The following is a 14,202-nucleotide window of genomic DNA, read 5'->3' as shown; positions in this document are numbered from 1 at the left end:
CCCCGGCTCCCGTTCCGTTCCGTTCGTTCCCTGGGCTGTCACGCACCTGCGGCCACCCATCTAAGGAAGGTAAGCCTAACCGAATGCGGATGCGGAGGTACAGGGCGTCGGTGTGCGGTGCCGCACGGTCCACGCCTACGCCAGGACGGGGAGCGAGGCCAGGCCGCGGACGAGACGGGTGCTCCGCCACCGCAGCTGGTCGGGCGGTACGGCGAGGCGGATGCCGGGGAACCGGGTGACCACCGCCCGCAGGGCGATCTCGGCCTCGGCCAGGGCCAAGGGGGCGCCGACGCAGCGGTGGATGCCGTGGCCGAAGGCGAGATGGGCCGCCGCGTCCCGGTCCGGGTCGAGGTGGTCGGGCCCCGGGAACCGGGCCGGGTCCCGGTTGGCCGCCCCCAGCGCGACCAGGACCGGGACACCGGCCGGGATCTCGGTACCGCCGAGGGTGACGGCCTGCGTGGTGAACCGGAAGGTGGCGGTGCTCACCGGCGAGTCGAAGCGGAGCAGTTCGTCCAGGGCGGCGGGGATCTCGTCCGGATGCTCCCGGAGGCGGTCCAGCACGGCCGGGTGCCGGAGCAGTGCCAGCAGGGCGTTGCCGAGGGCATGGGTGGTGGTCTCGTGTCCGGCCACGAGCAGGAGCACGGCCAGGGAGACCAGTTCCTCCTCGCTCAGGCGGTCCTGCCCGTCCCGGGCCGCGATGAGCCGGTCCAGCAGGGAGCTGCCGGGGGCCAGGCGCCTGGCGGCGATGAGGTCGGTCATATAGCCGGCCAGTGCGTGCGAGGCCTCGTCGATGGCCTCGGGCTCCCCCGCCGCGAACAGCCCTGCCGACCAGCGCTGGACGGCGGACCGGTCGGCCCGCGGTACCCCGAGGAGCTCGCAGATCACGCTGACGGGCAGGGGCACCGCCAGACCGGCCACGAAGTCGAACGGTTCTCCTTCGGGCCACTGCGCCAGCAGTGCGTCCGTGGCCCGGGCGATGAAGGGGCGCAGCTCCCTGACGGCCCCGGTGGTGAAGGCCCCGGTGACCAGCTTGCGCAGCCGGGTGTGCCCGGGCGGGTCGGTGGCCAGCATGGAGCGGGCCACGGCCGGGTGCAGGCGGCGGCGTGACTCCTTGCCCGCGAAGAAGGCGCCCGTGTCCTTGGACAGACGGGGGTCGCCGAGGGCTTCGCGGGCCTCCGCGTAGCCGGTGACCAGGTAGGCGGGGTGTCCTGCGGGCCCGGCGGGGACGCACTGCACCGGGCCGGCGGACCGCGCGGCCGCGTACGCCGCGTACTCCGCGTAGGGGTCGGGGTGCTGAGGGGACGGGTTCGGGTTCACAGTCCCTGGCCGCCTGCCCGGAGCCGTTCGATCTGCCGGAGAACAGGCGCTTCGGCGAGGCGGGTCTGGGGCTGCGACCACAGACCCGACATGTCGACAATGCACGCACCGACCCGGGCCACGATGCGGTCGGAGATGTCGTCGGGCTCGCTGGAGCCCTCCTCGTGGACGGTGATCCTGATCCGGATCGCGTCCTCGGGGAACCCGGCGCCGTGCAGGTCCTCGGTCGCCACGGTCGCCGTGCGGCCGTCGGAGCCGTGCTGCGGGCAGGCCGAGGCGGCTTCGCGCAGCTGCGCGAAGGCCGTCGTGGCACCCGTGCCCGCGTGGGACGCGAGGAAGTTGACGCTCGGTTCGCCGGGACGCTTCGAGGTGAAGGTCTGCGCGATGGCCGCCTGCGCGCCCTTGTGGCCGATCAGGGCCCACATGGTGCGGCAGGCGGCCGGGTAGGCGTCGCCGCCGGGCACGAGCCCGAACTCGGACGGATGCACGTCCCGGATCCCGTACGCGGGGTCCGGAACTCCGGCGTCCTCCCCCGGCCGCAGCACCAACTCCCGCAGCCGCGCGGTATCCGGTACCTCACCGGCCGCCCGCTGCTGCGGCAACCCAGCGGACGGGGAACGCGACGGATCGGTCCGCACGGCCGCGGGCTGCGCACTCGCGGCTCCCGCGGCGCCACCGGAGCAGGCGGTGAGCAGGAGGCAGCCGGCGGCCGCCGACAGGACGGTGAAAGAACGCATGGACACGTGAGAAGCCCCTGGCGACGAGTGGACCGAGCTGACCGGCTCGCACTGTAGCCGTACCCGGCCCCGGCGCCGTCGGGGCGGTTGGTCTGGGGTGGGAGTCCAGTGGTGGTCGAGTAGGGCTGTGGCGGGGGTCAGTTGTCGGCGAGGGCCAGTTTGATGCCGAAGCCGACGAGTACCGTGCCGGTGATCGCGTCGATGGCCCGTCGCACCGAGGCCCGGTCGAGCCAGCGGCGGACGAGTTGGGTGCCGAAGATCAGCGCGCTGAACCAGACGAGGCCTTCCAGGTCGTGGAGGGCCGCCAGGACGACGCCCATCAGGAGGTGCGGGGCCCCGGCGGGGATGAACTGGGGCAGCATCGCCATGTAGAAGACGCCGTTCTTCGGGTTGAGCAGGCTGGTGCCCAGTCCGCGTGCCCAGGAGCGGGCCCAGGTCTCCTCCGCGGTCGCCGCGCCTCCCGCGTCCGCCGTGGCCTGCGACGCGGGCCGGCGGCGCTCCGCGAGGGTGCGGCGGAGCATGCCGATGCCCAGCCAGCCCAGGTATACGGCGCCGGCCACGCGGAGCGCGTCGTAGAGGAGGTGGGACGCCGTGAGCACGGCCGAGGCGCCGACCGCCGCGGCCATGCCCCAGACGAGCACCCCGCAGAGGATCCCGAGGGCCGTCGCGAAGGCCCGGCGCCGGCCCTGGGTGATGGCGGAACGCAGCACCAGGGCGGTGTCCAGTCCCGGCATGATGGTCAGCATGCCCGCCACCACGGCGAACGAGGCGAGAGCAGAGGAAACGGTCATGCGGCCATCCTGGTGCCGCCTCCCCGATCGCGTCCAGCGCATTGTGCTTCACCGCGCATCGGCGGACTGGTGCCGGGACGGGATGGGAAGTGGGGATCAGCCGGGGGTGGGGGGCTGCCAGGCGATGCGGGTGGCGCACAGGGTGACCAGGAGGGCCGAGGCGGCGACCGCTGCCATGCCCCAGACGAGGTTGCCGGCGCTCGCGATGAAGCCGATCAGGGCGGGGCCGGCCAGCAGGCCGGTGGTCCCCATGGCGGCGACCAGGGCGAGGGCGTTCGGGCCCTTGCGTGCCGCGGCCACGTAGACGCACGGGGTCACGGCGGCCGCCCCGAGGCCGACGCAGGCGAAGCCGGTCAGGGTCGCCGCGATTCCGCCCGCCGGCAGCGCGAGCGCCAGACCGGTGCCGGCGAGGGCGCTCCCGGCCCGCACGACGCGGCCGTCGCCCCAGCGGCTGCGCAGGCCGTCCGCGAAGAGGCGGGCGCCCACCATGGTCACGGAGACGACGGCGATGCCCAGTGGCGCGACCTGCTCGGAGGCTCCGGCCACCGTGTCCAGGTAGAGCGCCGACCAGTCGTTCATGGCTCCTTCGGTCACGGTCGCGAAGGCCATCGCCGCCCCCATCCACAGGGCGGCGGCCGACACCACCGCCCGGGACGTGCCGGTCTTCTCCCCGGCGCGGCCGGCCTCGTCCGGCAGCAGCCGGGGCCGGGCCCAGGCCAGTGACAGCAGCAGGAGCAGGCAGGCCAGTGCGAAGTGGGCCGCCAGGTCCGGGGTGAGGGCGGTGACGGCGGAGGCGAGGAGCGCCGCGCCGAGGCCTCCGCCGCTGAAGGCGGCGTGCAGCCGTGCCATGGCCGTGCGGCCGTGGGTCACTTCCAGGGCGGCTCCCTGCGCGTTCATGGCGACGTTCAGACAGCCCACCGCGACTCCGTCACAGCACAGGACCACCACGGCGGCCGGGTAGTTCGGGGCCAGCGCCAGGACGGGCAGGAGCAGCGCCAGGACGGTGGCCGACAGCAGCACGAGGCGGCGGGAGCCCAGTCGTGCCATCAGGGCGGTCACGAGCGGGAAGGAGGCGGCCGCGCTCGCCCCGCAGGCCATGAGCAGCAGGCCGAGGCGTGCCTCGGACAGGTCCAGACGTGCGGTGAGGGCCGGAAGCCTGGACGCCCAGGTGGCGTACTGGAATCCGAGGAGGGCGAACACCGCCGCGATGCCGGGCTGGGCGCGGTGGAAGGGGATCGGGTCAGTGGTGGGTGTCATGCGGGGCTCTCGGATTCTGCGCACCGTGGGGTCGGCCCTCCCGGATCGTCTTGGACATGTAGACGGCGTCGCCGCCGTAGTGGGGTGGTGGTGTGACCCCGGGCTGGGGGCGGTAGCCGAGTGCGGCCCAGAAGGTGTCCATGCCGGAGACGGCGACCAGGGAGATCCGCCGGTATCCCGCTGCCCGCGCGGCGTCCGAGAGGTGGTGCAGGAGGGTCCGGCCGTATCCCTTGCCGCGGAGGTCCTCGGCGACGGCGATGTCGTGCAGGTGCAGGTTGTCCGAGCGGTGGGCGGTGCGTTCGGGCCGCAGGAGGTCCGGGCAGCGGCCCGGGGGGTAGGGGAAGGCGAGGAGGTAGCCGGCCAGGCGCAGTTCGTGGTGGAGGGCGAAGCAGGTGGACGGCGAGGCCTCGCCCCTCGCTTCCAGGGCGGTCCTCCCCTCCGAGAGCCCCCGGGGGCCGTACACGGCGGCCTCCAGTGCCGCGACGGCGTCCCAGTCGGCGGGCGAGATGCCTCGTATCCGGGTGGCGGATCCGGTCCCGGTGTCCGTGCCGGCGGTCATGGCTGCGCCTTCCCGTGGAGCGGTGTGGTCCGCGCGGCCTGCACCAGGGCCGGCCATGCGTCGATGAGGTGCGCGAAGTCCTCCATGTCCGCGCGCGCCTCGGCGAGGAGCCGCGGGCCCTGGCGGCGCAGGCGTTCGGCCGTCTGCGCGTAGGCGCCGCCCAGGGTGCGGTAGGAGCGGGTGAGGGTGTCCAGGCGGTGGACGTTCTCCGTGTCGTCCAGGGCGGTGCTCTCCCGGACGAGTCCGGACACGACGTCCGCGCGGAGCCGGTGGCGGTCGTCCAGGAGCGAGTCGCCCAGCTGCGCCATGCGTGCGTGGAGGAAGCGGAAGTGGAGCATGGACAGCAGGAACTTGGCGTAGCGGGTCTGGTAGGCGGTGAAGCCCGGGCCGGTCTTGCGTTCGTCGGTGTGGAAGTTGACGATGTGGCGGTTGTGCAGGACGCCGGGCAGGCCGGCGTGGTACAGCAGGTGGAAGATGAAGTAGTCGCTGCCGATGGTGTCGGTGGCCGGGGGCAGCGGGACGCGTTCGTGGACCTCGTGGTGGAAGGCGATGTTGCACATGTCGACCCGCATGGGGTCGACGGGACCGAGGACCGTGTGGTCGTGGGTGAACGGCTCGGTGCCCGCTCCCTTGAACGACTCGTCCACCAGCCGGTCCCGTTCCTGTCCGGACCAGGCGGCGGGTGCCCACAGGCCGACGACCTCGCGGTGGACGTCGGGGGCACGGAGCTGGAGGTCGGTGAGGTCGACGGAGGGCACCCCCACGAAGGAGCCCCCGACCATGGCCACCGTCCTGTCGGCGTGCTCCACGGCGTGCGGGCCCTCGGTGACCTTGGTGATCTCCCTGATCTCGGAGACGGAGGCGGTCACGTCGGCCGCCTTCCGCCCCAGGAAGGCCAGTTCGTGAGTGATGGGGAAGACGGGCTCGCCGTCCAGCTCCTGGTAGCGGCTGTCGGAGTCCCGGCGGTGCACCGAACGGCAGCCGAGTGCCGCGGCGATGAGGAAGGCGCGGTTGGTGCAGGCACCGTAGGAGACCGCGGACGGCAGCATGAGGCCGAGCACCCGGTCGGCCGCGCCGAGACCGGCCCGGTCGATCACCGCGCGCAGGAAGGCCCGTTGCCCGGCTTCGTCCAGGTGGTGGGCGACGACACCCGGTGCGATTCCGGCCGCGCGGACGGCCCGGGCATGGCGTGCGAACGAAAGCCGGTCGGCGGAGTCGAGGACCAGCAGGTGGACTTCGGCCCCGAAGCGGCGTGCGGCGTGGGCGGCCTCGCGGCCTACGGCTTCGATGGTGTCGGCGCAGGCCCGGTTCGTGGGGAGGGTCAGGCAGATCTTGTCCACGTCGTTTCTCCTGTTCACCGCGCCGGTGTCCGATCGTCGTCCCAGGACCTCAGGCCCAGCAGCCTGCTGCCGAGGTCGTCCAGGGCGGCCCGGCCGTAGCGGAGGGATTCGTGCCGGGTGGCGTCGCCGACCAGGGTCTTGTTCCAGTCGGGGGTGGTGAGCCGGCGCCAGGAGTCGACGCGGGAGGCGCGCAGCCGGGTGTGTTCCTCGAGCGCGGGCATCATGGACAGGTACTGGACGGCTCTGACGCGGTCGGCGGAGGTGTTGGGTGCGACGCCGTGGGCCAGGTGCCCGTTGAAGATCAGCAGGTCGCCGGCGGCGAGTTCGGGCCGGATCACGGGGAACTCGGCGCGGTCGATCGCGGGCCTGACCGGGTCCCGGTCGGCGGGCTGGGCCGCCTGCCACTGGTCGAACCGGCGGAACAGCTCCGGCGCGCACTGGAACCCCCCGGTATCCGGGTGCGTGTCGTCCAGCGCGATGATCCCCTGGACCCGCTGGGGCGGCACGCCGAGCGTGGTGTCCACGTCCCAGTGGAGGTCGATGTCGAAGCCCCGGTCGGCCGGTTCGATGAGGGCGCGGTCGCGGTTCCGCACGTTGGGCGGGTTGAGGTTGAGGCGGTCGAGGGTCACCCACAGCTCCTCGCAGTCCCAGACGTCGACGAAGGCGTCGTAGACGCGCCGTGTCTGCCGGCTGTCCCAGATGAGCTGGTGGTGGTAGGCCTCCACGAATCCGTAGATGTAGAGGTGCCGGTCCAGTTCCGAACGGAACTCGCGCTGCGCGTACCAGTCCTGCGGCCGGGCGGGGTCCAGGCCCTGGAACTCCCAGGCGAACTCCAGCAGGCGCCGGGCGGCGTCGGCGGATATGGCGTTCCTGACGATCACGTAGCCGTAGGTCTGCCAGGCGGCGAAGTCCTGTGCGGACAGGACGCGCAGGGGGCGGGTCTTGCGCAGGTCCCGGAGCCGGACCGGCGAGAGGTAGGTCTCGCCGTCCGCGCTGAAGTAGGGGCGGTCCGAGGCCGCGCGGTACAGGTGGCCGGGACGTTCGCGGGGGACGGTGGGTTCGAGGGTGTCGGGGGTCGGCATGCCATGATCCAGGCTTCGCACGGTCCGGGGCGGGCGGACGGGCCGCTGCCCCGGGTCTCCCGTGTCGTGGTCGGTCGCTTCTCGCTGGTCCGGCTCAGACGGCGCCGAGCAGCACCTCGGCCGCGGCGATGCCGCAGACGCGGGTGGCTCCGTGCGTGTTCAGCTGCACGGCCGCCGGGGCGGCGTCGGACGGGACGCCCATCTCGACCACCACCGCGTCGGGGCGGCTGCGCACCAGGCCGTCCAGGGCCCGCTCCATCCAGGCGTGCCTGGCCGCGTCGCGCACGACGACGACCAGGGCGCGTCCCACGGCGGGGGCCAGCGCCGCCCGGTCGAGGGCGTCGTGGTGTGCCAGGTCGGATTCCCCGAGGCGTACGGAGGTGGTGTCCGGGCGCAGTGCGCGCAGCGGGTCGGCCACGCCCCAGGGGGTGCCGCCGTCGATGGCGAGGTGGGTCGTGGGGGCCAGCTCCACGACGTGGGGGGCGCCCGCCAGCGGCAGGGTGGTGCGGGCGTCCGGCCGGTGGTGGACCCGGACGGCGCGCCGGGCCGCGGCCAGGCCCGTGTCACGGCCGTCCGCGCCGTGCTCCGGTCCGCTCTGCGGGAGCCGGCTGGACCAGCGGGCGAACTCGGCGACGCGGGCCGAGGCTTCGGCCAGCCGCTCCTGCGGGAGGGTGCCGTCCTGCACGGCGCGGGCGAGGGCTTCCGCGAGTGCGACGGTGGTGGACTCGTCGGCGCTCTCGCCTCCGACGCACACGGCGTCCGCGCCGGCGGCGACGGCCCTGACGGTCGCGCCGGTGATCCCGTAGAGCTCGGACACGGCGCCCATCTCGATGGCGTCGGTGATCACCAGGCCGGTGAAGGCGAGTTCCTCGCGCAGGAGCCCGCCGACGATCCTGGGGCTGAGGGTGGCCGGGAGCGTGTCGTCGTACGCCGGGATGAGGATGTGGGCGGTCATCACGCTGCGCACGCCCGCTTCGACGGCCGCCCGGAACGGGGGCAGGGCGACGCGGGCGATCGTCTCGGCGTCGGCGTCGATGCGGGGCAGGCCGTGGTGGGAGTCGACGGTGGTGTCGCCGTGGCCGGGGAAGTGTTTGGCGCAGGCGGCGACGCCCGCGGACTGCAGGCCCTGGATCCAGGCGGCGGTGTGGCGGGCCACGGTCTCGGTGCGGGCGCCGAAGGAGCGGACGCCGATGACCGGGTTGAGCGGGTTGGAGTTCACGTCGGCGCTCGGGGCGTAGTTCAGGGAGACGCCGGCCGCGCGCAGTTCGCGTCCGAGCTCGTGGGCGACCTGGAAGGTGAGGTCGGGGTCGTCGACGGTGCCCAGGGCGAGGTTGCCGGGCCGGGAGGAGCCGGTGTGCCGCTCCAGGCGGGTGACGTCGCCGGCCTCTTCGTCGACGGCGATGACGAGGTCCGGGTTCTCGGCGCGCAACTGGGCGGTGAGCGCGCGGAGTTGTTCCGGTGTCTGGATGTTGCGCCCGAACAGGACGACGGAGGTCAGGCCGTCGGCGATCCTGCGGAGCACCCAGTCGGGCGCGGTGGTGCCCACGAAGCCCGGCTGGAGCACGGAGTTGGCGAGGCGGGTGAGTTCGCGGTGGCGCTGGTCGGGCATGGGGGTCCTTGGGAAGGAGGGGGTGCGAAGGGGGTGGTGCGGGCCGTGTGGGCGGTGGGTGGGTGGCGGGCGGTGCGGGCCCGGAGGGCCGGGCCCGCACGCGCCGCCGTACGGGTCTGCCGGGCCGTGCTACGGGTGGGTGCTCTGCGGGGTGGTGTTCCCTGCCGGCGGAGCGGCGGCGTTGAGGCGTTCTTCCAGCGCGGTGTCGGCCCGGTGGCCGGCGGCGCGGGGCGAGCGGCCCGTCAGGACGTCGGTGAGCAGGGTCTTGAGCGGGTTGGGTGCGGCCTCGACGGTGGGCCAGCGGGGGTCGACCGGGGTGGTGTGCCCGTTGGCCGCGGCCTGTGCCTGGACCCGGACGCCGGGGTCGTCGATGGCCTGGGCGAGGGCGAGCCGGTTGGGGAGGACCCCGTTCGCGGTGGCCAGGCGCTGCTGGAAGGCGGGGCCGGTCAGCAGGGCGACCCAGTCGGCCGCAAGGGCAGGTTGCCGGGCGCGCCCGGCGACGGCCAGGTGCGATCCGCCGAGGAAGACGCTGCCGGGGCGGTCCGCGGAGGTGCCGGGGACGGGGAACATGCCGAGCTTGCCGCGCAGCTCGGGGTTGATGCGTTCGGCGTCTGCGACCTCCCAGGGCAGGCCGATCATCTGGGCGACCTGGCCCTTGGCCAGCACCTCGTACTGGAAGGGGTGTGCTTCGTCCTGGTCCTTGGGGGCCTGGGAGAAGGACTGGAGCGCGCGGTAGTACTCCAGGGCCTCGGCGGCGGGGCGCGTGCTCAGGCCGCCGCGCCAGCGGGCGCCGTCGTACTGCGCGATGCGCCCGCCGCGGTCGTGGAGGAATCCGGAGAGCACGTACCAGTTCTGGCCCGGGAGGTAGACGGGCTGGAACCCGGGCTCCGCGCGGTGGGCCCGGGAGAGGGCCCGGGTGGTGCGCAGCCATTCCCTCTGGTCGCGCGGCGGGGTGAGTCCCGCTTCCTCGAAGAGGTCCTTGCGGTAGATCACCACGCGTGAGGCGGCGTACAGCGGCACGCCGTACTGGCGGCCCTGCCAGTTCCCCGACTCGCGCAGGGAGGGGATCCATTCCTGGGCGCCGAGCGGGCCGGACTGGTCGGAGAGGTCCTTCAGCAGTCCCCTGGCGGCGAAGTACGGGGTCGTGGTGGTCCCGGTCTCCACGACGTCCGGTGCCTCGTCGGAGTTCAGGGCCGCTTCCAGCCGTTCGTCGATCCCCGGCCATCCCTGCATCCGCACGTTCACGGTGACGCCGGGGTGGGTCTGCTCGAACTCGGCGGTGAGCCGCTCCAGTTCGGGCTGGGGGACGGAGCCCCACATCAGCCAGACGGTGAGTTCGCGGGCCGGTCCGGCCGGGGTGGCCGCGGCGTTCGCCGCCGTCGCCGGGGTCAGGAGCAGGAGGAGGCCGGCGAGGAGGGCCGCGGCGTGTCGCAGACGTCGTGGCATGTCGTTCCTCTCGTGGGTTCGGGCGGTCGGGGTGCGGTGCGGCCTCGGAGCCAGTGGTGTGCCGGGTCCCGCCGGCCTGCGGGTGGCGAGGCCGGCGGGTGGCGGGGACGGGGCGTGCTCCGTGGCGGTGGGGCGGGGCGTCAGGGGGAGACGGGGTAGACGTGGCCGTCGTACGAGCCGGCGAGGAAGCGGCCCGTCCCGGGGTCGTGGGTGAGGGAGGAGATGCCGGCGGTGGTCACCCGGGTGGTGGCCCAGGTGCCGCGGGTCACGTCGTAGACGGCGACCAGGCCGTGGTAGGAGCCGGTGGCGACGAACCGCCCGTCGGGGGTCGCGGCGACGGACTTGATCGAGTGGTCGTGCGGGGTGGTGACGACGGTGGGTTCGAAGCCGCGCCACAGCCGCAGCTTGTAGTCGCGGCTGACGCTGGCGAAGTCTCCGTCGGGGAGGGCCGCGCAGCCGTTGGCGATGCGGTCGTGGGCGCCGTCGAGGTGGTGGAGTTCGGTGAGGGTGGCCACCGAGAACCAGGTGGCGCTGCCGTCGGCGCAGACGGAGAAGATCCGGTCGCCCGACACGGCGATGCCCTTGACGGCGTTGCCGTGGAGCCGCAGGGTCGTCTCGTGCCGGAAGGTGCCGTCGGCGGCCACGGAGAAGACGATGCCCTCGCCGGTGTAGGCGCCGACGATCACGTGCGGGACGCCGTCGCGTGTGAAGGCGGCGCCGCAGTTGAGCGGCGAGCGGTGCTGGTGGAGCACCTCGCCGGTCAGGGCGTCGAAGACCGTGCCCATCTGGCCGCCGGTGACGACGCGGCCGCCGACGGGGGTGAGGAAGTTGCACAGGCTGCCGGTCTCGCTGTGCGGGGTGCCGTCGGCCCACAGGACTCCGGCGTCGCCGATGGTCAGGGTGCGGCCCGTGTCGTCCACGAGCACCGCGTTCACGCACGGGGTGCCTTCGATGCCTTCGAGGTTCCACTCCTCGGCCGCGATGCGGTAGGTGGCGTAGGAGGAGCCGAAGGTGGCGAAGGCCAGGGTGTCGCTGTCGAGGAAGGCGCAGGAGCGCGGCCAGACCTGCGGCGGCAGGGAGGAGGTGGCCACGGGGGCGAGCGGGCCGGAGGTGTCCCACACGCGCAGGGTACGGTCGTAGCTGAGGCTGACCAGCAGTTCCCGGTCGGCGTTGTAGACGAGCCGCTTGATGCCCGCCTCGTGGGCCGGGTGGGTGACGGTCGTGCCGTCGGCGATGACGATGATCTCGCCCTCGTCGTTGCCGGCGTAGATGGCGCCGGAGCGGGTGATGGCGACCGTGTCGGTCTCCACGCCGTCGAGGTCGATCTCGGCGAGCATGCCGCCGGTCTCCAGGGACCACCGCTTGATGGTGCCGTCGTCACTGGAGGAGACCAGCTCGTCGGTGCCGGTGACCCACTCCACGGAGATCACGTCCGCCGTGTGGCCGGTGAAGGTGGCCTGGAGCGCGCCGGTGAAGTCGAACACGCGCACGTGGTGGTCGCGTGAGGCGGTGGCGATGAGCTGCTTGACGGGGTGGAAGACGGACATCTCGACGTCGTCCTTGTGGTCGGCGAGCACGGCGGCCAGCCGGAGCTCGGGGACCGTCCACAGGCGGGCCGAGTAGTCGCTGGAGGAGCTGACCAGGTGGCGGCCGTCGGGGCTGAACGCCGTCTGGTTGGTGAGGTGGTCGTGGGTGGCCCGGGCGAGTGCCTGCTTGCGGGCGGCGTCCCAGAGGATCAGCTGGTTGTCGTAGCCGGCGGTGGCCACGTACCGGGTGCCGTGGGCGGCGACGCCGCTGATCGGGCCGTGGTGACGGATCACGTGAGTGTCTCCCTCGGGATGTCGTGCGAAATGGCGGAAATGGATGCGTGGATGTGTGGGGGCGGGTGCGGGTGGTCCGGGAGGGCGGCGGCCGTCAGGCGTCGGCGGACCGTGCGCGCGGGCTGCCGAGCCGGTGGGGTGCCAGGCCGCCGGTGAACCGGTAGCCGAGGCCGCCCAGGGCCACGAGACAGGCGAGCACCACCCACAGGAGCGCCGCCTGCCGTTCGACGAGCGCCCCGACGAGTGCGGGCCCGGTCGTCGCGGACACCGTCCAGGTGAGGTTGAACAGCGACAGGAAGCGGCCGCGGGCCCCTGCCGGGGCGAGGGTCGCGGAGAGCGCCACGACGGCCGGGGTGGCGGTCATCTGCCCGGTGGTGAACGCGAGCACGGCGCCCAGCACGAGGGCGATCGAGACCGCTCCGGCGGTGAGCGGGAGCAGGGCGAGCAGTCCCACGGCGGCCAGGATCAGCACCGCCGCCCAGGAGATCACCCGGCTGCGTGCGATGGTGGCGAGCCGGGCCGTCAGGGTGGACTGCGCGGCGACGATGAGGAGCGCGTTGGCGGTGAGGGCGGTCGACGGCAGCCAGGCCGGCAGGTCCCGCACGTTGACGAGGTAGACCGGCAGGATCAGGGTCGGGATCAGCCAGCCGAAGGCGAGCGCGGTCTGGGAGGCGAGGACGCAGAGCAGGATCCGGTCGGCGAAGACGGCCCGCCAGCCGGACCGGCCCGCTGCCGGCCCCGGCCCCGCCGCCCGCGCCCGGTCCGCCGCCGGTTCCGGCGCGCTCGTGTCGTCCGGCCGCTCGGGCCCGGCCGGCGCCGCGGGGTGCACGGGGTGTACGGGGCGTACGGGCTTCCAGAACAGCAGGGCGGTGACCACGCTGGTGGAGGCGTTGAGGACGACGATCAGCGCCGCGGCGCCGGACCAGCCGCCGGCCAGCAGCAGTCCGCCGGCGACCCCGCCGACGGCCACGCTGGCGTTCTTGCCCGCCGCCGTGAACGCGTACCACCGGTCGAGTTCGGCGCCCTCGGCCAGGTCGGCGACGAAGGCCGGCCAGGCGGCCCAGTACATGCGGTCCGCGCCCAGCACCACGAGCATGCTCGCCACCAGGGCGGGGAGCGAGTCGACCAGGAGGTAGCAGAGGTACCCCGTGGCGGCGAGCAGGTTGTTGGAGATCAGGGACACGCGGGGGCCCCACCGGTCGACGGCCATGCCCGCGATCGGGGTCAGCGGTATGGACAGCAGCGTCGCCACGCTGGTCCCCAGCCCCACCTGGGCCACCGTCAGGTCGGTGGTCATCAGGAAGAACAGGAAGGACAGCGGGGTGAACATGCCCGCGCCGAAGGTGTCCAGCGCCGTGGCGGCCACGATCCTGCCCTGGCCCGACAGGTCCGGAACCCCCAGGGCGCGGCGCCACCGCGCGGGGGCGGCCGGCGCCGGCGGTGTCGGCCGGTTCACGCCGGTGCCACCCCGGTCAGGGCGATGCGGTGGCCGGCGTGCACGACCTTGGCCTCGATGTACCGCCGGTTGCCGGCGCCGAGGAACACCCCGGTGCTCACCGAGTCGTGCACCTCGATGCCCGAGGCGGCCAACTGTGCCGCCTTGTCGGGGTTGTTGGTGAGCAGGCGGATGCCGTCGACGCCCAGCGCCCGGAGCATCTGCGCCGCGACCCGGTAGTCCCGCTCGTCGTCCGCGAAGCTCAGCCGGCGGTTCGCCTCGAAGGTGTCGAGCCCCTGGTCCTGGAGCACGTACGCGTCCAGCTTGTTGTAGAGGCCTATGCCGCGTCCCTCCTGGCGGAGGTACAGCAGGACGCCGCCTTCGGCCAACCGGTCGGTGGCCTCGCGGAGTTGGGGCCCGCAGTCGCAGCGGGCGGAACCGAAGACGTCACCGGTGAGGCACTCCGAGTGCAGGCGCACCAGGGGCACGGGGGCGATCTCCTCGCCGAAGACGAGGGCCAGGTGTTCGCGGCCGTCGATCAGTCCGGAGAAGGTGACCATGCGGGCGGTCAGCGTGCGTCCGCCCGCCTCGATGGGAACGGGGACCTCCGCGCGGATCTCGCAGAGGGGGACTTCGGATTCAGGGCTCTCGTCTACGGGAAAGGCCGTGGCCATCGGTATTCAACACCCTTCGTGCGTTCGTGCTGTGTGGTTCCGTGGGGGTGTGCGGCGACGGGCGGGACCGCGTCCGGGCAGGGGGATGCCGCCGGGCGGCGCGGTCCGGGGCCGCAGCAGGATGCCGCGCTGGGC

General features: G+C 73.5%; 12 protein-coding genes. All 12 read right to left on the bottom strand.

The window, feature by feature from the left end:
- Positions 1-135: 135 nt before the first annotated feature.
- Entirely contained in the window at positions 136-1,236 is a 1,101-nt protein-coding gene (locus BX286_RS33705; RefSeq protein WP_187344310.1) for a cytochrome P450, read from the bottom strand.
- A gap of 77 nt (positions 1,237-1,313) precedes the next feature.
- Positions 1,314-2,060: a hypothetical protein gene (locus BX286_RS33700; protein WP_123995946.1), complete on the bottom strand. Its 747-nt coding sequence runs from the start codon at positions 2,058-2,060 to the stop codon at positions 1,314-1,316.
- Between the two features lie 131 nt (positions 2,061-2,191).
- On the bottom strand, positions 2,192-2,845 hold the full coding sequence (locus tag BX286_RS33695; protein WP_079423363.1) for a LysE family translocator: 654 nt from the start codon (positions 2,843-2,845) through the stop codon (positions 2,192-2,194).
- A 96-nt stretch (positions 2,846-2,941) separates the two neighbouring features.
- A complete protein-coding gene (locus BX286_RS33690) occupies positions 2,942-4,102 on the bottom strand; it encodes an MFS transporter (RefSeq protein WP_079423365.1) in 1,161 nt (386 codons plus the stop codon).
- Positions 4,086-4,661, bottom strand: a complete 576-nt coding sequence (locus BX286_RS33685; RefSeq protein ID WP_121017413.1) for a GNAT family N-acetyltransferase — start codon at positions 4,659-4,661, stop codon at positions 4,086-4,088. Before BX286_RS33685 ends, BX286_RS33690 begins: the two co-directional genes overlap by 17 nt.
- Entirely contained in the window at positions 4,658-6,001 is a 1,344-nt protein-coding gene (locus BX286_RS33680; protein WP_121017412.1) for a DUF6271 family protein, read from the bottom strand. Before BX286_RS33680 ends, BX286_RS33685 begins: the two co-directional genes overlap by 4 nt.
- Positions 6,002-6,015: 14 nt before the next feature.
- Positions 6,016-7,083 carry a phytanoyl-CoA dioxygenase family protein gene (locus BX286_RS33675; protein WP_079423371.1) on the bottom strand — a complete coding sequence of 356 codons (1,068 nt, stop codon included), beginning with the start codon at positions 7,081-7,083 and terminating at the stop codon, positions 6,016-6,018.
- Positions 7,084-7,177: 94 nt separating this feature from the next.
- The gene (locus BX286_RS33670) at positions 7,178-8,692 is read right to left on the bottom strand and encodes a glycoside hydrolase family 3 protein (protein WP_121017410.1); all 1,515 of its coding nucleotides are present in this window, start codon (positions 8,690-8,692) and stop codon (positions 7,178-7,180) included.
- A gap of 129 nt (positions 8,693-8,821) precedes the next feature.
- Positions 8,822-10,138 carry an extracellular solute-binding protein gene (locus tag BX286_RS33665; protein ID WP_121017408.1) on the bottom strand — a complete coding sequence of 439 codons (1,317 nt, stop codon included), beginning with the start codon at positions 10,136-10,138 and terminating at the stop codon, positions 8,822-8,824.
- A 140-nt stretch (positions 10,139-10,278) separates the two neighbouring features.
- Positions 10,279-11,958, bottom strand: a complete 1,680-nt coding sequence (locus tag BX286_RS33660; protein ID WP_121017407.1) for a WD40 repeat domain-containing protein — start codon at positions 11,956-11,958, stop codon at positions 10,279-10,281.
- A gap of 94 nt (positions 11,959-12,052) precedes the next feature.
- Positions 12,053-13,414, bottom strand: a complete 1,362-nt coding sequence (locus tag BX286_RS33655; protein WP_261993596.1) for an MFS transporter — start codon at positions 13,412-13,414, stop codon at positions 12,053-12,055.
- On the bottom strand, positions 13,411-14,067 hold the full coding sequence (gene ribA / locus BX286_RS33650) for a GTP cyclohydrolase II (RefSeq protein WP_100864540.1): 657 nt from the start codon (positions 14,065-14,067) through the stop codon (positions 13,411-13,413). The genes BX286_RS33655 and ribA overlap by 4 nt, the downstream gene beginning before the upstream one ends.
- Positions 14,068-14,202 lie beyond the last annotated feature (135 nt).

Source organism: Streptomyces sp. 3211.6 (assembly GCF_003634815.1).
GTDB classification, from domain to species: Bacteria; Actinomycetota; Actinomycetes; order Streptomycetales; family Streptomycetaceae; genus Streptomyces; species Streptomyces katrae_A.
This window is presented reverse-complemented; position numbering and strand designations above follow the sequence as displayed.